This window comes from Arthrobacter sp. MYb224, from assembly GCF_002975455.1.
In the GTDB taxonomy this organism is placed as follows: domain Bacteria; phylum Actinomycetota; class Actinomycetes; order Actinomycetales; family Micrococcaceae; genus Glutamicibacter.
In genome coordinates, this window is the sequence record NZ_PCPU01000003.1 from 60,822 (window position 1) to 80,921 (window position 20,100).

Annotated in this window: 22 protein-coding genes and 1 riboswitch; of the genes, 8 read left to right on the top strand and 14 right to left on the bottom strand. The window is 61.0% G+C overall.

Annotated elements, in window-relative coordinates; genetic code table 11:
- Positions 1 to 50 precede the first annotated feature (50 nt).
- Positions 51 to 299 (top strand): hypothetical protein, encoded by a 249-nt coding sequence (locus CQ017_RS06225; protein ID WP_096284530.1) that lies wholly within the window; start codon positions 51 to 53, stop codon positions 297 to 299.
- Between the two features lie 158 nt (positions 300 to 457).
- Complete coding sequence (locus CQ017_RS06230) at positions 458 to 955, top strand: helix-turn-helix domain-containing protein (RefSeq protein WP_096284528.1); 498 nt, start codon at positions 458 to 460, stop codon at positions 953 to 955.
- Positions 956 to 1,001: 46 nt separating this feature from the next.
- Here the strand turns inward: CQ017_RS06230 and CQ017_RS06235 are convergent, their stop codons facing one another.
- The 7 genes from CQ017_RS06235 to thiO form a co-directional block, all read right to left on the bottom strand.
- Positions 1,002 to 1,430 (bottom strand): hypothetical protein, encoded by a 429-nt coding sequence (locus CQ017_RS06235; RefSeq protein ID WP_096284526.1) that lies wholly within the window; start codon positions 1,428 to 1,430, stop codon positions 1,002 to 1,004.
- Complete coding sequence (gene typA / locus CQ017_RS06240; protein WP_096284523.1) at positions 1,411 to 3,321, bottom strand: translational GTPase TypA; 1,911 nt, start codon at positions 3,319 to 3,321, stop codon at positions 1,411 to 1,413. The genes CQ017_RS06235 and typA overlap by 20 nt, the downstream gene beginning before the upstream one ends.
- 141 nt (positions 3,322 to 3,462) lie before the next feature.
- Positions 3,463 to 3,999: a GNAT family N-acetyltransferase gene (locus tag CQ017_RS06245; RefSeq protein WP_105553021.1), complete on the bottom strand. Its 537-nt coding sequence runs from the start codon at positions 3,997 to 3,999 to the stop codon at positions 3,463 to 3,465.
- 22 nt (positions 4,000 to 4,021) lie between these two features.
- On the bottom strand, positions 4,022 to 5,161 hold the full coding sequence (locus CQ017_RS06250; RefSeq protein WP_105553022.1) for a ThiF family adenylyltransferase: 1,140 nt from the start codon (positions 5,159 to 5,161) through the stop codon (positions 4,022 to 4,024).
- The gene (locus CQ017_RS06255) at positions 5,161 to 5,964 is read right to left on the bottom strand and encodes a thiazole synthase (protein ID WP_105553023.1); all 804 of its coding nucleotides are present in this window, start codon (positions 5,962 to 5,964) and stop codon (positions 5,161 to 5,163) included. Before CQ017_RS06255 ends, CQ017_RS06250 begins: the two co-directional genes overlap by 1 nt.
- A 2-nt stretch (positions 5,965 to 5,966) precedes the next feature.
- Positions 5,967 to 6,212: a sulfur carrier protein ThiS gene (gene thiS / locus CQ017_RS06260; protein ID WP_105553024.1), complete on the bottom strand. Its 246-nt coding sequence runs from the start codon at positions 6,210 to 6,212 to the stop codon at positions 5,967 to 5,969.
- 12 nt (positions 6,213 to 6,224) lie between these two features.
- A complete protein-coding gene (thiO, locus tag CQ017_RS06265) occupies positions 6,225 to 7,343 on the bottom strand; it encodes a glycine oxidase ThiO (RefSeq protein ID WP_105553025.1) in 1,119 nt (372 codons plus the stop codon).
- Positions 7,339 to 7,444: riboswitch (TPP riboswitch) on the bottom strand. Its footprint overlaps the gene before it by 5 nt.
- A 79-nt stretch (positions 7,445 to 7,523) precedes the next feature.
- Between thiO and CQ017_RS06270 the strand changes: the two genes are divergently transcribed.
- Positions 7,524 to 8,492: a GNAT family N-acetyltransferase gene (locus CQ017_RS06270; RefSeq protein ID WP_219843916.1), complete on the top strand. Its 969-nt coding sequence runs from the start codon at positions 7,524 to 7,526 to the stop codon at positions 8,490 to 8,492.
- A gap of 80 nt (positions 8,493 to 8,572) precedes the next feature.
- Here CQ017_RS06270 and CQ017_RS06275 read toward each other — a convergent pair whose 3' ends face one another.
- The 3 genes from CQ017_RS06275 to CQ017_RS06285 form a co-directional block, all read right to left on the bottom strand.
- Positions 8,573 to 9,826 carry a mechanosensitive ion channel gene (locus tag CQ017_RS06275; RefSeq protein WP_105553027.1) on the bottom strand — a complete coding sequence of 418 codons (1,254 nt, stop codon included), beginning with the start codon at positions 9,824 to 9,826 and terminating at the stop codon, positions 8,573 to 8,575.
- A gap of 405 nt (positions 9,827 to 10,231) precedes the next feature.
- On the bottom strand, positions 10,232 to 10,678 hold the full coding sequence (locus tag CQ017_RS06280; protein ID WP_096287836.1) for an OsmC family protein: 447 nt from the start codon (positions 10,676 to 10,678) through the stop codon (positions 10,232 to 10,234).
- A 4-nt stretch (positions 10,679 to 10,682) separates the two neighbouring features.
- Positions 10,683 to 11,192 carry a GNAT family N-acetyltransferase gene (locus tag CQ017_RS06285; protein WP_096287834.1) on the bottom strand — a complete coding sequence of 170 codons (510 nt, stop codon included), beginning with the start codon at positions 11,190 to 11,192 and terminating at the stop codon, positions 10,683 to 10,685.
- A gap of 338 nt (positions 11,193 to 11,530) precedes the next feature.
- On the opposite strand from CQ017_RS06285, the gene CQ017_RS06290 reads away from it, so the two are divergent.
- The 3 genes from CQ017_RS06290 to CQ017_RS06300 are packed head-to-tail and all read left to right on the top strand — an operon-like array spanning position 11,531 to position 15,142.
- Positions 11,531 to 12,679 (top strand): acetyl-CoA C-acetyltransferase, encoded by a 1,149-nt coding sequence (locus CQ017_RS06290; RefSeq protein ID WP_105553028.1) that lies wholly within the window; start codon positions 11,531 to 11,533, stop codon positions 12,677 to 12,679.
- Positions 12,680 to 12,722: 43 nt separating this feature from the next.
- Positions 12,723 to 14,336, top strand: a complete 1,614-nt coding sequence (locus CQ017_RS06295) for a fatty acyl-CoA synthetase (RefSeq protein WP_105553029.1) — start codon at positions 12,723 to 12,725, stop codon at positions 14,334 to 14,336.
- Positions 14,333 to 15,142 (top strand): enoyl-CoA hydratase/isomerase family protein, encoded by an 810-nt coding sequence (locus tag CQ017_RS06300; protein WP_258133523.1) that lies wholly within the window; start codon positions 14,333 to 14,335, stop codon positions 15,140 to 15,142. The genes CQ017_RS06295 and CQ017_RS06300 overlap by 4 nt, the downstream gene beginning before the upstream one ends.
- Positions 15,143 to 15,164: 22 nt before the next feature.
- Here CQ017_RS06300 and CQ017_RS06305 read toward each other — a convergent pair whose 3' ends face one another.
- The 4 genes from CQ017_RS06305 to CQ017_RS18055 all read right to left on the bottom strand — a co-directional run bounded on the left by CQ017_RS06305 (position 15,165) and on the right by CQ017_RS18055 (position 18,355).
- The gene (locus CQ017_RS06305) at positions 15,165 to 16,031 is read right to left on the bottom strand and encodes a sugar phosphate isomerase/epimerase (protein WP_105553030.1); all 867 of its coding nucleotides are present in this window, start codon (positions 16,029 to 16,031) and stop codon (positions 15,165 to 15,167) included.
- Positions 16,032 to 16,825: 794 nt separating this feature from the next.
- Positions 16,826 to 17,287 carry a hypothetical protein gene (locus CQ017_RS06310; RefSeq protein WP_105553031.1) on the bottom strand — a complete coding sequence of 154 codons (462 nt, stop codon included), beginning with the start codon at positions 17,285 to 17,287 and terminating at the stop codon, positions 16,826 to 16,828.
- The gene (locus CQ017_RS17845; RefSeq protein WP_146112438.1) at positions 17,275 to 17,934 is read right to left on the bottom strand and encodes a hypothetical protein; all 660 of its coding nucleotides are present in this window, start codon (positions 17,932 to 17,934) and stop codon (positions 17,275 to 17,277) included. Before CQ017_RS17845 ends, CQ017_RS06310 begins: the two co-directional genes overlap by 13 nt.
- 271 nt (positions 17,935 to 18,205) lie before the next feature.
- Positions 18,206 to 18,355 carry a hypothetical protein gene (locus tag CQ017_RS18055; protein ID WP_181148222.1) on the bottom strand — a complete coding sequence of 50 codons (150 nt, stop codon included), beginning with the start codon at positions 18,353 to 18,355 and terminating at the stop codon, positions 18,206 to 18,208.
- A 404-nt stretch (positions 18,356 to 18,759) separates the two neighbouring features.
- Between CQ017_RS18055 and CQ017_RS06315 the strand changes: the two genes are divergently transcribed.
- Both CQ017_RS06315 and CQ017_RS06320 read left to right on the top strand, forming a co-directional pair.
- Complete coding sequence (locus CQ017_RS06315) at positions 18,760 to 19,251, top strand: VOC family protein (RefSeq protein WP_013347428.1); 492 nt, start codon at positions 18,760 to 18,762, stop codon at positions 19,249 to 19,251.
- A 14-nt stretch (positions 19,252 to 19,265) separates the two neighbouring features.
- Entirely contained in the window at positions 19,266 to 20,015 is a 750-nt protein-coding gene (locus CQ017_RS06320) for a MerR family transcriptional regulator (RefSeq protein WP_105553033.1), read from the top strand.
- The last annotated feature ends 85 nt before the right edge of the window (positions 20,016 to 20,100 follow it).

Below are 20,100 nucleotides of genomic sequence, written 5' to 3' on the forward strand. Positions count from 1 at the left end.
GTTGCGCGACTGCGAAAGTGAATTCTTCTTACAATTACATGACGGAAAATATGCTCAAATTTGAAGATCTTACTCCCGGTGACCGCATTGTGGTCCGCTACCGACTTACCGAGTCATCTGTCGCCACAGGCAACCGCGCCAGCAGCGACGTACTTGGGGAGGTCATCGAGGTGAATGCGGACAAGATCCGCATCAGCACTCGGCGCGGCCCGGTCGAGGTGGAGCGTGAAAATATCACCCATGCCAAACGCGTTCCGCCGCCACCGGTACGCCGATCTCGTCCGCCAACCCTGAAGTAATCCCTCCGCGCGAGCCCGCGCGTTGACAGGCCCGCAGAGGTTCCACGGAGCCCCGCGGAGCTCCTTGCGCGGTTGCGCCGCCGCCCGCAGACCGCTGGTTTCGCGACATGTGATTTGAAGATACCAATCACTGGGCCAATTTCGCGTATGCTGGCCATATGCCGTCCGACGAACACGTCCAAGCCCGCGCTCGAGCATTGAGCTCGCCGTTGCGGCTTAGAATTCTGCGCCTATGCCTGCATGAGCCTCGCACCAACAAGGAAATAGCTGACATTCTCGAGTTGAACCCGGCTACCTCGTTGCATCACGTACGCACGCTGGTGAGCAGCGGTTTTCTCAGCGCAGAGGAACCTCGCCGGGGAAACCGGGGGGCGAAGGAAGTCCCGTATCGCAGCACCCGCCAATCGTGGGGTACCCGCATCCCCGATGCCGCTCCCCTGCTTGTGGACACGTTCTTGCAGGAAATCAACGGGCTGGAGCCCGAGGAAATTCAGGTCATCCGCGTGGGGTTGAAATTATCCGAGGCTACGCAGAAGGAAATGATGGGCCGCATTCGCGCGGTTATCGAAGACTATGCGATGCGCGAACCGGAGGTTGACGGCGTTGCCACCTCGTTGTTCCTGGCCCACCACCTCGATGTGACCGGCAATAAGTAGTTTTTGCGCAAAAAAATCCCCAGCCATTGGCTGGGGATTTTTTGGCTTAACGCTGGCGTTTGCGAAGCACTCGCAGTGCAGCGGTTAACGCGATCACGGCGGGCACGATCATTCCATACATCCACAACAGGGACGCGATGGTCGGACCTGGCAGGTACTGAAGGTACTGCAGCGGCAAGATCAGCGTGTCGTTTCCGAAATAGGAAATCGAGCCGACGACCAGGTAGCAGCCGATGAAGCCGACCGCCCCGGCCCAGAGCTTGCCCGAGGCAATCACAGACCAGTAAACGAGCAGCCCCAGCAGCAGCCAAGCCAGCAGCACTCCCCAGACCAGCGGGATATCGCCCGCGTAGCTCAGCGAAGCGTGGATTGCCGTACCGAGTAAACCTGCAACCACGGCGGCAACCAGGCCACGCAGCAGCGCGCCCGGGTTGCCGCCGACGGTGAGCGGCTGGTTAGCTCTTTGCTCGTGCACGCGTTGCCTTGGCACGGTCGTTTGCGTTCAGCAGCACCTTGCGGATGCGGATCGCTTCCGGGGTCACCTCAACGCACTCGTCTTCGCGAGCGAATTCCAGCGACTCTTCGAGAGTCAGGTTACGCGGTGGGGTCAGGTTCTCGAAGGAGTCCGAGGAAGCCGCACGCATGTTGGTGAGCTTCTTTTCCTTGGTGATGTTCACGTCCATGTCATCGGCGCGCGAGTTCTCGCCAACGATCATGCCCTCGTAGACCTCTTCGGTTGGACGCACGAAGAAGTTCATGCGTTCCTGCAGGTTGATCATCGCGAACGGAGTGACCACGCCAGCGCGGTCAGCCACGATCGAACCGTTGATGCGGTACTCGATCGGACCGGCCCATGGCTCGTAGCCTTCAGCCAACGAGGCGGCAATGCCGGCGCCGCGGGTTTCGGTCATGAAGCGCGTACGGAAGCCGATCAGGCCTCGGGCTGGAACCATGAATTCCATGCGGACCCAGCCGGTGCCGTGGTTGGCCATGTTGGTCATCCGGCCCTTGCGCGAAGCCATCAGCTGGGTGATTGCGCCGAGGTACTCCTCTGGCACGTCAATGGTCATGTGTTCCATTGGCTCGTTGACCTTGCCGTCGATCATCTTGGTGACAACCTGTGGCTTGCCAACGGTCAGTTCGAAGCCTTCGCGGCGCATCTGCTCGACGAGGATTGCCAGTGCCAATTCGCCACGGCCCTGAACTTCCCAAGCATCCGGACGCTCGGTTGGCAGTACGCTCAACGAAACGTTACCGATCAGTTCCTTGTCCAGGCGGTCCTTGACCTGGCGCGCGGTCACCTTGGCACCCTTCACCTTGCCGGCCAGCGGCGAGGTGTTGATACCGATGGTCATCGAGATGGCCGGTGGATCAACGGTGATCAGCGGCAATGGCTTTGGGTTCTCAAGGTCGGTGAGGGTTTCACCGATCATGATGTCCTCGATACCGGCGACTGCAACGATCTCGCCCGGACCGGCTTCTTCGGCCGGAACGCGGGCCAGGCCCTTGGTGGCCAGCAGCTCGGTGATCTTGACCTGCTTCATGGTGCCATCCTGGCGGGCCCAGGCGACGACCTGGCCTTTGCGCAGGGTGCCGTTGAAGATACGCAGCAAGGCAAGACGGCCAAGGAATGGCGAGGCGTCAAGGTTGGTGACGTGCGCCTGGAGAACTTCGCCCTCGTTGTAGGTCGGGGCCGGCACGTGCTTGATGATGGTCTCGAACAATGGCTCGAGGTCCTCATTGTCTGGCAGGGTGCCGTCTTCTGGCTGGTTCTTCGACGCGTAGCCGGCCTTGCCCGAAGCGAAGACGACAGGAACGTTCAAGATCGCGTCCAGATCCAGATCTGGAGCTTCATCGGCCAAGTCCGAGGCCAGACCCAGCAGCAGATCCATGGAGTCGGAGATGACGCCTTCGATGCGCGAGTCCGGGCGGTCGGTCTTGTTCACGACGATGATCACCGGAAGGTTGGCGCTCAAGGCCTTGCGAAGCACGAAACGGGTCTGTGGCAGTGGACCTTCGGAAGCGTCAACCAGCAGAACCACGCCATCGACCATGGAAAGGCCGCGCTCGACCTCGCCACCGAAGTCAGCGTGACCCGGGGTGTCGATGATGTTCATGGTCATGTTCTTGCCCTCGGCGGCCGGACCGCTGTAGAACACCGTGGTGTTCTTAGCAAGAATGGTGATGCCCTTCTCGCGTTCCAACTCGCCGGAGTCCATCACGCGATCTTCGGTTTCACCGTGGCTGTCGAATGCACCAGTCTGCTGGAGCATTGCGTTGACCAAGGTGGTCTTGCCGTGGTCAACGTGAGCAACGATTGCTACGTTGCGCAGGTCGTCGCGACGGATGAGAGTTGTATCTGACATACGGGAAGGCTCACTTCGTGTAGAGAATTTAGGGTCTCGGAGGCGGGGCCACAGGCGACCCAACATACTATTTTACGCGCTCGAGGCAATTGCGTTGTTTATCTGTGGCGCAACATACAGAAATTACTTGATTAACGGGATCTAGCCGCGTGTTGAAATCCAATAGCGGAGCTTCGTATTTCCGCCGTTTTCTTCAACCGAGGGACGGTTTTGATCTATTTGGCCGCCGCACGCGATAATCGTTGCGCGCGAGGCGGCGTTCTGCTTATCACAGGTTACCAAAGCCGAGTCGACACCGTGGGATCCCAGCTCGGCGAGGGCGAATCTGCACAGTTGGGTGGCGATTCCCTGTCCGCGGAATTTCGGGACAACACCATAGCCCAGGTGTCCGCCGACTTCGCTGAGAAAATCGTTGAGTTCGTACCTCACCGAAACACGGCCAACGAGTTGTCCGTCCAGTTCGGCAACGAACAGTCCGCTGCGCACCCATCCCTCGGGGACGAACTCGCCGCTGCGCCCCTCGGCCATGCGCTCGATGTACGCCTCCCAGTTTTGGCGTGCGGACCACGTCGGAAGAAAATCAAAGTCATCGTCCAGCAAGTCGTGATGAGCGGCGATAGCCTGCCTTTCATCATCCGGAACAAGCTCTCTGATCACTAGTTTCGTGGAACGCTGCATAGCCTCAGTATGTCAGCACCGGCTAGTAAGTCACTATTTCATCGCGGATTTCCGCAAGCCACCCAAGCGTTCCCCCGCGCAAACTCCGCACCCGGGCGCTGCCTTCGGGGAGCGACTGGTTCAATTCCGTGGCGGCGCGCAGCGAGCGAACACCGGTTTTGCACACGAAAACCAGCTCGGTTGCAGGGAAGCTCTGAAGCTCCCGCCAGCCTTCGTTGGCAAGTCTTTCCAGCGGGAAGTGGACACTGCCGGGAATGACCGCAAGCTCGCGTTCCCACCCCTGGCGAACATCTACCACCAGGACTTCCCGGGCGGCCCGAAGCAGTTCAAATTCACTTGCGTCTAGCTCCTGGGCGGAGCCTGCAACCGCACAGGACGCCACGGTATATTCACCGAGCCCGGTGACCGGAGCACGCTCCGGATCTCGTGCAAACGTCAAGATGCGAACGCTTGCCTCCAACGCGTCGTAGAGCCAGAGCTTTCCGCTCAAAGGTTCTCCGACGCCGGTGATCAGCTTCAGCGCCTCGGTGGCCATCAGCGAACCGATGACTCCGCAAAGGGCCCCGAAGACTCCTCCCTCGGCACAGGAAGGGACCGAATCCGCTTCCGGGAGGTCGGGAAAAATATCCCTGAGCATTGGGCCCACTCGGGGGTCGAACACCGAGACCTGACCGGAGAATTGGAAGATGGTGCCCCAGACCAGCGGCGTCTGGGTCAACTCCGCGGCATCGTTTGACAGGTACCGGGTGGCGAAATTGTCGCTGCCGTCAATCACCACATCGTGTTCGGCAAAAAGTTCCAACGCGTTGCCAGGATCCAGTCGCTGTGCGTAGAGCCGCACAGAAACTTCGCTGTTCAGTTCTTCCGCCAGGCGCCGCACCGATTCAACCTTAAGCTGGCCCTGGTCCGTTTCACGGTGCACGGTCTGGCGTTGCAGATTCGAGAGTTCGACGGTGTCCGGATCGATCACGCTCAGCTCTCCGACGCCGGCCGCGATCAGGTAGCTGGCGATAGGGCTGCCCAATCCCCCAGCGCCCACGATCAGTACCTTCGCGTTCGCGATACGCTCTTGGCCTTCCACACCCACCCCGGGCAGGGACAGATGGCGGGTGTACCGGGCGAGTTGTGCACGGCTGCGCGGCGGCATCGGCTTGGTAGACATCAGAATTCTCCAACGAGTCTTTGCATCATTCCCGCTGTCGGAGATGAGGCCAGCGCGAGATCGCGTTGCGGAATACGCCCGGCAAGGAACGCCGCGCGCCCGGCCCGGACCGCGTCGCGCATCGCGGCGGCCATCAAGGGCGCGTTTTGCGCTCGGGTCACCGCGCTGGCGAGCAGCACCGCATCGCAGCCCAGCTCCATCGCCTTGGCCGCATCCGAGGCGGTCCCCACCCCGGCGTCGAGGATCACCGGCACCCCGGCGCGCGCGGTAATCGTTGAGATGTTGTGCGGATTCAGGATCCCCATTCCGGAGCCGATCGGGGATCCGGCCGGCATGACCGCTGCCACGCCTAGCTGTTCGAGCCGCATGGCCAGGGCCGGATCATCGTTGGTATAGGCGAAGACCTTAAAGCCGTCGGCGACGAGTTCTTCGGCCGCGGTGAACAATTCGATCGGATCCGGCAGCAGCGTATGCTCATCGGCGATCACTTCGAGCTTGATCCAGTCGGTTTCCAACGCTTCGCGCGCCAGCTGGGCGGTGAGCACCGCATCTCGCGCGGTGAAGCATCCGGCGGTATTGGGCAGCGGGCGCACCCCGTTGCGCGCCAGCAGCTCGTACACCGATCCGGAACCGGCCGCGGCGAAATGGCGAATGGCGACGGTGGTCAGCGCGGTGCCCGAAACATGCAGGGCCTGCTCGAGGGTATGCATCGAGGTCGCCCCGCCGGTGCCGAGAATCAGCCGGGAGTCGAAGCGTTCCCCGGCGACCTCGAAGCCATCGGTGTCAAGAGTTAGCTCTTCCATCTTCAGCCTCCCTGAGCCGCGGTGACGAGTTCAACCCGGTGGCCGGGCTTCAGCTCGAAGTCATTCCAGCCACTGCGCGGGACAACTGCCGAGTCCACCGCCACCGCAACGCCTAAACGCGACCCGTCGCTGGCCCTCCCGTCCGTTCCGATGTTCTTTCCCAAGTGCGCCGCGAGCAGCTCGCGCACGGTGCTTCCCGCCGGCACGGTGGCCGCCTCGGTGTTGAGGATAAATTCGATCTGTTGCATCTTCTCTGGCTCCTAGAATGGTGTGCTGTTGGCGAGTTGCGCGCCAAACCTATCGAGTGAAACGCTGGTCAGCTGTTGTGCATCTGCCGGGTTCCCGAGCAGCAGCTCGGTCCCCAGCCGTGCGCCGAGCGGGGTAAGCAGCACCCCGTGGCGCGAATAACCGGTGGAAACCACCAGTCCCTCATCCACGCGTCCGAGCAGCGGCCGATCATCGGGTGTCGCCGGTCTGGCCCGCACGATCGCCTCGTTCAAGGTGGTGTCGACGATGCCCGGCACGAGCCTGCGCGCATTGTCCAGCAGGGCGTGCATTTCTCCCACGTTCACCTGCTCTTGGCCGTCCTCGCGGCTCGACGCGCCCAGCACGAGGCTCCCATCGGTGCGTGGCACCAGGTAGACCGGCTGCCGATGCACGATTCCGCGCACGGTGTGCTTGATCAGCGGCGCGCCCACCGGTCCTTGGAGCCTGAGGATGTCTCCGTAGACCGGGCGCAATGGCAGAGCCGGCGCACCTGCTAGCGCGCCCAACCCGTTGGCAAGCAGTACCTGATCGCCATGGATTTCTTGGCCAGTTGAGGTAAGCACTCCACTGGTCCGTGATCCCTGGCGCAGCAGCCGCACCGCCGTTTCGCGCACGATCGACCGGTCAAGCTCATCGATCAGGATGCGCAGCAGGGACCGCGGGTCCAGCTGCTGGTCTTCGGCGCAGCGGATGGCGCCGGCGATGCCGGTGGCAAGCGCCGGCTCGAGTTTGCGTGCCGCGCTGCCCAGCAGCCGCTCGGCGCTGAATCCCAGCGAGGCTTGCAGCTTCATGAGCGCAAGCAGTGCGTCCATATCCGCGGTTTCGGCGGCGACGACCAGCGTGGAGTTTTCTACGTACGCTGGTCTGTTGCCGGTGGATTGTTCCACGCGGTCAATGAATGCGGGGTATTCCTTGGCCGAAGTGGCCATCAGGCGGTGAAGTGCGCCCTGTCCCCAGGTGGTTTCGGCGGTCGGTGCGAGCATTCCCGCCGCGGCGTGGCTGGCTCCCAACCCAGGCGCCGGATCCACTAGCGTGATTTCGGCGCCGCGGGCGCGCAGTTCGAATGCCGTGGCAAGCCCGATGATTCCGGCGCCGACAATGACTATATGCACGAAGGCATTTCCTTCCTACGGCGGCATGACCCGCATCAGGTGTAGCGGTCGGCACATGGCCCTCTCAGCCCAATCGCTGTTGGGCTCCCGCGGAGTACTTGGATTATAAGCATGCCTCAGCTCACTTTGGCGAACTTCATGACTTCAACCTGTGCTTCTGCCTGTGTTTTACTCGTTGGCATGAGCGAATTCAGTGGTCCGGAGGATTTGTCTACCGATCATCGGCTGGCACAGGTTGTCATCGATGGCGAACGGCAACTGCTCTTGCCTGCCGTCCGCCGGGATCGGCAGGCATTATTGCGGCTGCTCCACGCAGATTTCGAAGAGGTTGGTGCCTCGGGCAGGTGCTATTCTCGCGCGCAGATTATCGAGCAGCTGTGCAATGAACCAGTCGTTGAATCGACTAGGGACGAAGTGCATGATCCGCGCGTGCGCAGGCTCAGCGATTCGCTGCTGATGCTGCGGTGGCGAACCAAGCCGGAGAACCTGAGCCAACGCACCTCGCTCTGGGTTCATTCGGCCCAAGGTTGGCAATTGCTCTTTCATCAAGGCACCGGTCAATCCGCGTCGTCCCAGATCAGCGGCCGGCGGCTCGGCGCCGCTGGGCAAACGACGGCATCTTTGCGTCCGCTTCGCCTAGCGGATGCACCGCAAGTCCTCGCGGCCTTCCTTTCGAGCCCGGATATGGCCCGGCAAGGCGAGGTGAGTACGCTTGCCGAGGCCGAAGCCTATGTCCGCATGTTGCTCGAGTTCCCGGCCCGGCAGGTTCCGTTGGCCGTCGTCGAGAATTCTGCGCTCGTTGGCCTGGTGTGCGGGACCATCGATGAGGCGAACCTGAGCGCCTGGGTCTGGTATTGGCTGCACGCGGAGCATCGGGGCCGCGGGTTGAGCAGCCGGGCGTTGGCCGCCCTCTCGGCGGAGTTATTCTCCAGCTACCGCTTGCAGCGACTGGAGTTGGGTTTGCGCGTGAACAATCCGGCGTCGAAGATAGTCGCCGAGCGTTGCGGGTTCATTCTCGAAGGACGCGAGCGCGGCAAGTTCCTGATCAATGGCCAGCGGATCGATGTGTTGAATTATGCGCGGTTGCCCACCGATCCCATCCCGCCGATCAGTCCGCTGGAGTTTCGCGCGGAGGCGGCGGGAGGCTGATTTTCTTCGGGGCCGCAGCGGAACGGAAAGAAAAAGAGTGGGACCGGTTACCCGGTCCCACTCTTTGCTGGTTCTAAGTTCTAGAACTCATTTGGAGGCGTCGGCGGTGTCGCCGGCGACCGACGGGTTGGCGCGGTGCCCGAGGTGTCGGGACCGTCCATCTTGCTGATGTCGATTTTCTCCAGTGTGCGAGCCGCAGCATCGCGGCCGCCAAGGCCGAAGGCCAGAGCCGCTGCCAGGGCCGCACCGATCACGATGGCGCCGAAGGCCATGTTGATAATCGAATCGGCCAGACCCATGTACTTCAGGCCCATCGCGATGAACAGTGCGATGGCCGTGTAGCGGATGATCTTCGAGGCGGTGGTATCGCCCATCAACCGACCGATCACACTTGCCAGCACGAAGCCGATGGCGATGATGACGCCACCGAAGATGACCTTGCCGCCCAATTCCAAGACCTCGTTGAGGATGTTGGTGATTGCCGGGAAGTTCAGCATGCTTGCTGCCATGACCGCGAAGAACAGGATAATTGCGATCTTCACGATGGTGGCGATGATTCCCGATGCGCTCTGCCCCTCGGGAACAACTCCCCAGCCCGCCACAACTCTGTCGGTCCCCACACCGCGCAGCGTTGATTCAAGCAGCTTGCCAACAAACTTGGCGATCAGGAAGCCCACGGCCAGAAGGATCAGGGCCATGATCACCTGTGGAATTGCGGTCAGGACGATCTGCAGCATCTCCTGCGCTGGTACCGAAATGGCCTCGATGCCCAAAACCTGCAGTGCGGAAATAGCCACGACCAGCAGGATCAGCGCAAACACGATATTTGCGATGACATCCACGATGGTCCGCTGCGTGCGCAGTGAGGTCTCGGGGTCGACTTCTTCGCCGTCGCCGGGAGTCAGTTTGCGAACGAGGGAACTGAAATCGACAGTTCCCAGACCGGTCTGGATCAGCTGCTTGATTACATTGGCGATCACGTAGCCAATGATGAAGATGAAGGCCGCACCGATGAGGTTAGGCAGGAAGCCCATGATTCCGGCGAGCAAGTCCTGCACCGGGGTCAGCACCTCGGTCAGCGAGAAGACCTGGAGAATAGCGATCAAGCCGAAGAGCCAAACGACCAGCGACGCGACCTTGCCTAGCGAATCACCGATCTGCTTGCCATCGGTGCCCTCCTTCTGGAGGAACTTAATCTTGGTGACGAGTTTGGCGACAGCCCATTTGACAACCTTGGCCACCAGCCAGGTGATGATGAGAATAACAAGCGCGATGGCAACTTTTTGCAGCATCGACGCCCAGTCAATGTTTCCTAGAACGTTCTGAGTTTGCATCTCTGCTCCTTCAACGTGGGGATAATTTAGACACTACGACGAGGATTTTTTGCTGACTAGGGCAAGGAGAGAACCGGCGGCCCTAGCGGATGACAAATACCGACATCGAAGAACTAATTCCGCACCTAAAGAGTGCAAATTCAACGGATAGAGCAGTAGATCACAAGATTTGATACGAAACCACTGTACTTGAAGATTTTGGTTTCGACCCCGGTCACAAGTTCGACTTTCCGGGCTTGACTTTGGATGACTCGCAAGTGTCTGAATTCCCGGTTACATGCATCCGGTTTCCCGTGCGGACGGGCGCACCAGGAATTCACCATCCCGGCTATGCCGGCACAACAGCTGGCATAGCCGGTCAAATTCAACGCATCCCTAGTACTGGCCCACGAAAATGGTGGCCGATCAGGAAACCGAGTCGGTGCCCTCGATGGTGCTGGTGACCTTGGACCCCAGCTCGACGGTGCGCGAGACCGTGCAGTATTTGTCGTGGGAGAGCTTCACAATGCGCTGGACCATTCCGGCTGCCTTGCGGCCTTCCACGGTATCGGGGAACTTCAGGTTGAAGGACATATCGATGTCTTCCATCTGGCTCGCGCCACCTGCTTCGACCTTGTAGCCGGTCGCGGTGACCTCGAATTTTTCGGGCTCCGCATGCCTGGTCGTCGCGGCATCGACGTCAATCGATGAGCACCCGGCAATCGCGGCCAGCAGCAGTTCGACCGGGGAGAGCAGGCCTTCGCCTTGGCCGAACTCGATGCTCGCACCGCTCTCGGTGCTGGTGGCCTGGTAGCGGCGCGAGGCCAGGCGTTCGATGGAGACTTCACGCAGGGAACGGGTATTTTCTGTCATGCGTCTATCGTTCCACGGGTCGCTCGCGGACCCTTGCATGACGCAGGGACACGCTAGGGCTTTTGGCGTCGGCACCGACAAGACCGGCTTGGTCCTCCGATTCGAATCCGCAACGCCGGAAAAATTCCAACCCAGCGATGTTTTGCGCGTTGAGCACCATTTCGATCTCCGCGCAGCTGGAAAGCGCAAAGGCCGCCAGGGCCCTGCCGATACCTTGTTGGCGATGCTCATGGTGGACCCATAGGAGCTCCACACGCCGTTCGTCCATGGCCATGAAACCCACGACCTGCGCGCCCAGGTGCGCTACGAAAATTTCTGCACGTTGCGCATAAACGGTTTCCAAGGTCGAGGCTACGGAGGTCAAATCCGCGGCCGAGAGGAAATCCAGGCGCCCTTCGACGGAGGATCGCCACACGTCCAGCAGTTCCGGAACTTCTTCGATGCCCGTCCATGGGCGGATGCGCAAGGAGTGCGCGGAGGACGGCTGGTTCATGTCGGGGCTCTGCGAATCCATTGCTACTCCTCCTGCGCAGGGTGCACAACGCACCCTACTGATTCGTAACCTAGTGCTTCCTGAACCCCGCGTTCAAGTGCTGATCGCAGTATTTCCCCGCTTGGCGCGCCGCCCTGAGGGTTCTTGCCACGTCCCGAAGCAAGCCTTCGGGTCGCCCAATACCGCTTCCCCGGCCCCGGCAGGACGCCATTGTTCCGGCACCGCTGATGTGACCTAGACAACGCAAGGTAAGTTCGACATCCTAGTCTTAGCATCAACGAACATTCGATTACGCGGTTTCACCACTGAAAACACGGTGATGAGCGGCCCGAGAACCGCCGAACCTTGGAGGAGAGCCCATGGCCGAGGCCTACATTATCGATGCGCTGCGCACACCGGTGGGGCGCCGCGGCAAGTCTCTGGCGGCCGTGCACCCGCTGGATCTCGCGGCCGCGCCGCTGGCGGAACTGGTGCGCCGCAACGGCATCGATTCGACGCAGTATGACGAGATCATCCTCGGCTGCATCGACCAGGTAGGACCAAACGCCATGGACATCGCCCGCAGCGCGTGGTTGGCTGCGGGCCTCTCGGAACAAGTTCCGGGAACCACCGTTGAGCGCCAGTGCGGCTCCGGCCAGCAGGCGGTGTCCTACGCGGCCCAAGCGGTGCTCAGCGGCACCAGCGATCTAGTGGTCGCCGGCGGCGTGCAATCGATGTCGAGCATTCCGCTGTCCTATTCCAATACGGCCGCCGCGCAGTTCGGCTTCCCCGACCCGTACACCGGCTCCGCGCGGTGGGCCCAGCGCTATGGGGACCAGGAGATCTCGCAGTTCCGCGGGGTGGAGATGATGGTCCAGAAGTGGGGGCTCACCCGTGCCCAGCTCGAAGATTTTTCCGTCGCTTCCCATGAAAAGGCCCTGCATGCCCAGGAGCAAGGCTACTTTGAGCGGGAGATCCTGCCGCTGGCCGAATTGCGCGCCGATGAGGGACCGCGCATACCGGACCGGGCGAAGATGGCCTCGCTGAAGCCGATTGTCGACGGCGGCCTGCACACCGCCGCCAGCGCCTCGCAGATGTCCGACGGCGCCGCCATGCTGCTGATCGCCTCCGAAGCCGCGGTCAAACGCTACGGGCTGAAGCCGCGTGCCCGGATCCACCACATCTCGGCCCGCGCCGCTGACCCGGTGATGATGCTCTCGGCACCGATCAACGCCACGCGGCACGCGCTGGCCCGCACCGGGATGGGCTTGGCGGACATGGACCTCATCGAAATCAACGAGGCCTTCGCCGCCGTGGTCCTCGCCTGGCAGCAGGAAACGCAGGCGGATATGGCTAAGGTCAACGTCAATGGCGGCGCCATTGCGCTCGGCCACCCCATCGGTGCCACCGGTGCCCGGTTGATGACCTCGCTGCTGCATGAGCTGGAACGCAGCGATACCCGTTGGGGTTTGCAGACCATGTGCGAAGGCGGCGGGCAGGCGAACGTCACCATCCTCGAACGGCTCTAAGCCCCGACCGGGCCAACGATTTCTCGATTAAGGATTCCCGCTCATGAACGATTCCCTGCCAGCAAGCGAAGAGCCGAACTCGAGGTCTGCCGCCCTCAAGGATTCGCATAACACCATCGGGGCACTGCTGCGCCGCGGCGCCGCGCGCAACCCCGAGGCCAGCGCCCTGCTCTTCGAAGAGCGCGAGTGGAGCTACCGCGAGCTTGAAAGCGCGGCGCGGCGCGTGGCCCGCCGGCTGCAGGAGGCGAACCTCCCGCCGGGTTCCCGGGTGGCCGCCTACGCGGCGAATTCCGATGCCTACGCGATCCTCTTCCTGGCCTGCGCCCTCGCCGGGCTGGTGCATGTGCCGGTGAACTTCGCGTTGAAAGGCGATGAGCTCAGCTACCTGTTGGAGGATTCGGGCGCGGTGCTGGTGGTAGCCGACGAACAGCGGCTCGCCCTGGTCGACCAGGTTCGCGCGCAGGGCCGGGCCCCGGCGGTGGAACGGGTATGGACGCTCTTGCCGGCCGGCACCGGGGAGCCCGCGATCTTGGAAACCGCGCTGGATCCCGGGGCGGCGCAGCTGCCGGCGGCGCAGGGCTCCGGGACCGAGCTGGTGCAGCTGCTGTATACCTCGGGCACTACCTCCGCGCCCAAGGGCGCGATGATGACCCACGCCGCGCTGCTGGCCCAGTATGTTTCCTCAATCATTGCCTTGGATTTCACCGCCGAGGACCGCCCGCTGATCGCGATGCCGCTGTACCACTCCGCGGCCATGCACGTGTTCCTGCTGCCCTATTTGTCTCTCGGGGCACGCGTCCGGCTGCAAGCCAGTCCCGATATCGCCGAGACCCTGGAAAGGGTCGAAGCCGAGGGCATCGGGTCGCTGTTCTTGGCCCCGACGGTGTGGGTGCCGCTGAGCAACCACCCGGACCTGGAAAGACGTGATCTCTCCTCGCTGGCCAAAGCCCAATACGGTGCCTCGATTATGCCGGTGACGGTTCTGGCGCGGCTGCGCTCACGCTACCCGAAGATCGGTTTCTACAACTGCTTCGGGCAATCCGAGCTGGGTCCGCTGTGTTCGGTGCTGCGCCCCGAGGAGCATGAGGCTCGTCCGGCCTCCTGCGGCCGTCCGGTGTTCTACGTCGAGGCCCGGGTGCTCAACGCCGCCGGTGAGCTAGCCGAGGCTGGCGAACCCGGCGAGATCCAATACCGCTCCCCGCAGGTGATGAGCGGCTACTGGAACAAGCCCGAAGCCACGGCGCAGGCCTTTGACGACGGCTGGTTCCGTTCCGGTGACCAGGTCACCGTCGATTCCCAGGGCTATATCCAGGTGGTGGATCGGATCAAGGACGTGATCAACACCGGCGGGGTGCTGGTCGCTCCGCGCGAGGTCGAGGACTGCATCTACGAACTCGAACAGGTAGCGGAGGTGGCCGTGCTCGGGATCGCCCACGAGCGTTGGATCGAAGCCATCACGGCGGTGGTGGTGCTCAAGGAAGGGGCCGAGCTGAGCGCCGAATCCGTGCGCAGCCACGTGAAAAGCCGGATCGCCGACTACAAGGTGCCCAAGCGCGTGGATTTTGTGGCGCAGCTGCCGCGCAACCAATCCGGGAAGCTGCTCAAACGCCAGTTGCGGGCCGAACGTGCCAGAATTGAAAGCGGACCGCGCGCATGAGCCAGCCCATCCCCATCACCACGGTGGAAACCAAGAATCAGGCAGCAACCGCGATCCGCGTGAAGACTCGGCCGGGAATCGTGCGCATAGTTTTCCAGCGTCCCGGGCAGGGCAATGCGCTGAATCTGGCGTTGGCGCGCGAGGCCTTGGCCGCGCTGCGCGCCGCGGAGGAAGATCCCGACGTGCAGGTGCTGACATTGACCGGCGAGGGCCGGTACTTCTGCGCCGGCGGCGACGTGTATTCCATGGCCGCGCTCGCTGCCCGGGACCGTCCGGCGTATCTGGCGCAGCTGGCCGGGGCGGCCCACGAGCTGGCACTGGCGATCGTGCGTTCCCGGTTGCTGGTGATCGCCGCGGTCAACGGCGCGGCGGCCGGCGCTGGATTGGGGCTGGTGCTTTGCGCCGACTGGGTGCTGCTCGACGAGTCCGCTCCGCTGGTGGCCGCCTATGCCTCCATCGGGCTGAGCCCGGACACCGGGGTCTCCTATTTCCTTCCCCGGCTTCTCGGCCATCAACGGGCAGTGGAGCTGACCCTGGGCGGGCGCAAGCTGGACGGTGAGCAGGCGGTCGACTGGAGGCTAGCCAACGAGGCGGTGTCCTCCGAAACCTTCGCGCCGCGTCTCGCGGAGCTCGAAGACGGCTTCGTGCGCGGCGCGGTGCAGGCGATCGGCCCCACCAAGTCCCTGCTCCGCGCCGGCGTCGCGGAGGAACTCGAAGCCCATCTACACGCCGAGGCTTCGAGCATTGCCCGCCTGTCGGAACACCCCGATTCGGTTCGGCTGGTCAACCGCTTCGCCGGCAAATAGCGCACGCGGGCCGGCGCAACGCTCAGCGGAGGCCGCCGGCTTGGAGATTGCGCAGGTAGGCCAGCGAGTCGGCGGCCAAGGCATTCTGGCTGCTGGCCAGCGGCCGCCAGATCGCTGCGGCCTCCGCGAGCGTGGGGTTGTGCGGGTTGAAGGACTTCACGCACAGCGGTCCGTCGTAGCCCGCGACGTCCAGAGCATGGACGAACCCGTGCCAATCGAAATGGTCAGCTCCCACGATTCCGCGGTCATTCGCGCTCAGCTGCACATGGATGATGTGCTCCGTGGCCCGGGCCACCGCGGCGGCAATGTCCTGCTCCTCGATATTCAGATGGTAGGTGTCCAGCCCCATGCCCAATCCGGGGCCCAGCAAGGGCTCTAGCGCGTCGAAGCACTGGTCGATAGTGTTCAGCAGCGAGGTTTCGTGACGGTTCAACGGTTCGATGGCCAGCGTGATGCCTCGCTCGGCGGCGTGCTCTACCAGTGGGGCCAACGCGGTGCGCAATTGCGCATAGGCCGCCCTGCGCTGCCCGTCGTCCAGCGCGAACAGCCGGCCCGTGGCGGTGTACAGCGGGCCGGCGACGGTGGTTGCGCCGAGCGAGGCCGCCGCGTTGATGCAGCCGCGGAGGTAGTCCTGCGTTGCCTCGACTTCTGCCCTCGGCACCCCGATGAGGTTGTGCCCCGCAGGCATCACTGCGGCAAGCAACGGGTGCAAACCCAGTTCGCCCAGCAGGTCCTTGGCCCGTTCTGGATCCCAGTCGCCGAGTTGTTCCAGTGGTAGCTCGATGGCATCGAACCCCAGCTGCGCCGCTTGGGTAGCCAAATGCGCCAAAGATTCATCGGTCAGCCTGGCGGTCCACACCCAGGTGCTCACCCCGAGTTTCCGTTGCATAACCCTCCGCCTCCTGAAATGGGCCGCCCGGTGCGACCGGCCTGTGCGTTGTCTGCCGTCGTACTTTCAGGTTACGCCCGGAAGAACGACGCGGATAGGGCGGCCATTGACTCTCAAAAACATCTGGGACTAGCCATCGGCAAATTCTCAATTCCACAATGGGCACTGACCCGCTCAACCGGGCCGGCTGATCCGTCTGGAGTTTCCGGGCTTCTTGGGTGAATTTTTTCATTCACAGCCGCTAGATCACTTCACCTGCCGAACACTTATTTACCGGTTGCCGGGGCACAGCGCCCTTGGTGCCTATTAGTGGTCTACGCGGTGTGAGTTCCGGTGGATGGATTGGGGTTCGGGTTCGGTGACTGAATGAAAAAATATTCGCCCTTGTTCCTGCGCCAAGTTCGTGGGTGATTCTCCGGTTGCAGCGCAACGGCAGCCCAGTCTGCAGGTGCTGGGACTGCTGGCCGGCGAGATGCTTTCCCGGAGGTTTTGACTGCCAACTTTATTTGGCGGTTAAATCGCGACACTAATTGGCGGTTCATGGAGCTCCAAGAGTGGAGCCCTCGTAGAACACCGCAACGCCGGAAACTCAATCACCAACGTTCGTACTTTTCAACGTGCTTGAAACGTCTTGCAACCCATAGTTTGTTGAGACAACACGGATAGGGTCAAACAGGCATCTAACCCAATACCATCTCCTGCAACGCGGCAAGCAACATGAAGAGGGCCACACCTGGCAGGTGCGGCCCCGTCATGTCTGGCAACTTCAGGTATTGGCGTAGGGTGCTGGACACTTATTCCAAAAGCTCTCCGACGCCACGAAGGTTTATTTCACCGAGGGTAACGATGTGCAGGTATTGTTCCGGTGCTTGCTGTTCAGCGGCGTCCCGACTGCAATATAGAGCCGTGGGCTGTGGATTCTCCATGATCCCGAAGATTGGATTCCCATCGGCGTCCTCATCGTACGATGACAAAGTAGTATGCGTCAGATACAAAACGCAGCCATCTACCAGGTCTATGCTTTCGGCACCCTGCACCTTTCGAGCTTCCCAGCTGACTTTAGTGTCTAGATACTTTTCCTGAATCGCAAAGCATTCACGTTCACTGGCCACGATCGCAATTATTGGCTCTATGTATTCAAGATCTGGAAATGGGCTGGGTTGTTTCCCATAGACGACGTAGACCATCAGATCTTCTGAATATTTCGAGCCAAGGCGAATCTTGATTTTTGTCAGGATGCTGCTTAGAGACGGCATGGAACCCCCTTCTGTACAGGAGCGTAGGCATCAGCATAGTAAGTCTTGCCTTTGTAGACAATAGTTCCGAGAGTACGGCCTGACCATGTGGTTTTTTTCGCAGATTTGCATGACAGTGCGTGATTTGTCTGCGTGAAGACAACAGGATAGTAAGTGCCGTTATATTTATCGCCCTTTATCTTTTGGGCTGGCTGGCTAATATCCGGGCCACCTTTGATCCACCAGGCTAATCGTTTAAATCGCGCCTGTGAAGAATGCTTGATCGAAGTGACTTTCGTGGTGCAATAGGTTGTGGATTTGAAGCCACCCGTACTATAGTTCCCAGATTTTCTGGTGTGAAAACCTGCGGCAACGATCTTGCAAGGCCCATAATTCACTTTTGCCATGGCACCCACATTGAATCCGGCTTTGTGTAGTTCGTCCATCTTATCCATCTTGGCTACTGCATCGGCAGGCGATTCCGCTTCGATGTAGTTCGATTCCGTAGGGGTTTTTTCGGGGAAGAAATCTTTCGTTGAAAGGGCGTATTCCGAGGACTGCTGCACCGTGTGGGTTTCGCTAACAGGAGTTTCAACAGCCTGCGCCATCCCCGGTAATGCAGCTACCAAAGACAACGCAAGGGGTAATGCTACAAAAGTAAAATTCATCGTTATGCCTGACGCTTGTAGTTTAAACTTTTGGTTCTGGACTCAATATTTTTATTATCTTCAATAGTGTAACTTCTCGCCTAAAGTTTTTACCACAATGCACCCTACAGCAGGCTGAAAGTTCATAGTCTTCGATAAGGGCTGATTCGAGGCATCGGTCACGTCCGACTTTGCGACCTATCGAAGAAATTAGAACGCTGACAGGCGAGATCACTATTGATCCAAGCCAGGTCATTGAATTTGAGTGCCAAGGCCGCGGGGTGTGCGGTCCCTAGGAGCTTTGGCCTTTCTGGTGCTCTTGACGGCCCTGATGGCAGGCTTCCTGAGCTGACGTCACCTCGACGCGAATGCTCTCCATCTCACGGTCGATGCGTTGGGCTTCGAGATTTTGGACCGTGCCCTCGCGTTTCTCGGCGCTCACATATATAGTCCCGCTTATGGGCGCCTAAAACCGCCACTTGGAGCTGCGATTTAGCCGTCAAACGAACCCAACAGTCACAACTTGTAAAGTGGCGGCTTTAATATCCCAAAAACGATCGTTATCTAGAGTCGGGGATCGATGACTTGCCTTGACCTGCGGTTTCGTGTCTTGGACTGTGTCCATGAGGCGACGATCGCTACCGCCTGTGTGGACACCCGAAGTCGTCGGTGCTTCCGTCCAAGTCCTCAAGGCGTGTTGCGCAACTCGATCTATCCAGCGCTGGTGGCCCGGTAAAGCTCGGCATCCGGCAAGAGCGCCCGCTGGGTCGCCCCAGCCGCCTCGACTTTGACCTTAAGGCTTATCGGCTTGACTCTGCCGTAACGTCAACTGGCATTGTAATATTTATGACTGAGAAAAACGGACCGGACATCGACCGGTCGATCTACCCAATGCCAATGTTTATCAACCTGGTTGTCAGCGACCTCACGGCTGGGGAAGCCTTCTACGCGTCCGCGGGTTTCGTGACGCTGGCGACTATCCCCGGGCCCGGCGGGGTGCCCTCCCTCGTTCACCTGCGTCGTGAGAAGTATCAGGACATCCTCATGACTCAGGGCACGGCGGCGCGCGGCACCGTATCGGCGTCCTTTGCCGCAGGTCAGATCGACCTCGACGAAGTCGCGGACTCTATCCGCGGCGCTGGCGGCAATGTCACCGGTCCGATCGATACGCCCTGGTTCACGACCGATGTCACCTTCTCAGATCCGGACGGCAACACCGTGACGCTGACTGCGCCGCGAATGGTCGACCAGACTGCGGCGCAGGCATGGGTGAACGATCAGATCACAGGGGACTTCGAGGCCCCCGAATCCGTCGTTCCTAACCCGAGCGAAAACTAACCAGGAGTACACCCATGCCGGAGTGGCCGATCAGAGACGTGTCGCAAGCGACAGGCGTCACAAGTAGAACCCTGCGACACTACGAACAGATCGGCCTGCTGCGACCTTCGCGGGTTGCTGAGAACGGGTACCGATTCTATGGGGACGCTGAGCTGTCGCGGCTCTACCGGATTCTGTCGCTGCGCTCATTGGAGCTTCCGCTCGCGACCATCCAAATTGCCCTCGACGACGATGCAACACTCGCCGAGGCAATCAGGTCTCATCTCGCCCTTTTGGAAGAGCGAAGAGACCGCACCAATCAACAGATTAATGCCGTCCGGCACACGCTGGAGGCGGTAACGAAAGGCCAGACTATGACTATCCAGGAAATCTTCGCCGGATTCGACCATGCCCAGCATGAGAGTGAAGTGCGTGAACGGTGGGGGGACGGCGCTTGGGAGCACAGCGTCAAGCGCCGCGACCAGATGAGCGCGGATCAACGTCGAACCGACGATGAGCGAAGCCTCGATATCAATGCCGCACTCCGCGATGCTGCGACTTCCGGAGGCAACCCTACTGGCGCGGAATTTCAAGCTCTGGTAGCTGCGCACCACCGCTGGGTGACTGAATACTGGGGAGGACGTGTCCCCGACCGCGATGCCTACACCGGGCTGTCGGAGCTTTATGTCGCAGATGCACGTTTCGCTGCAACTTACGGAGGACAGCGGAACGCTGAGGTCATCCGAGAGGCGATGCAGGCCTGGATCGCGACCAACCTCAAGTAGAGGACGCGACGGACGAGAAGCTTCCGCGTCGCCGTTGTCACTTTCGGAAGTAGGTTGCACAACTTTCAGCATCCGCATGCTCAGC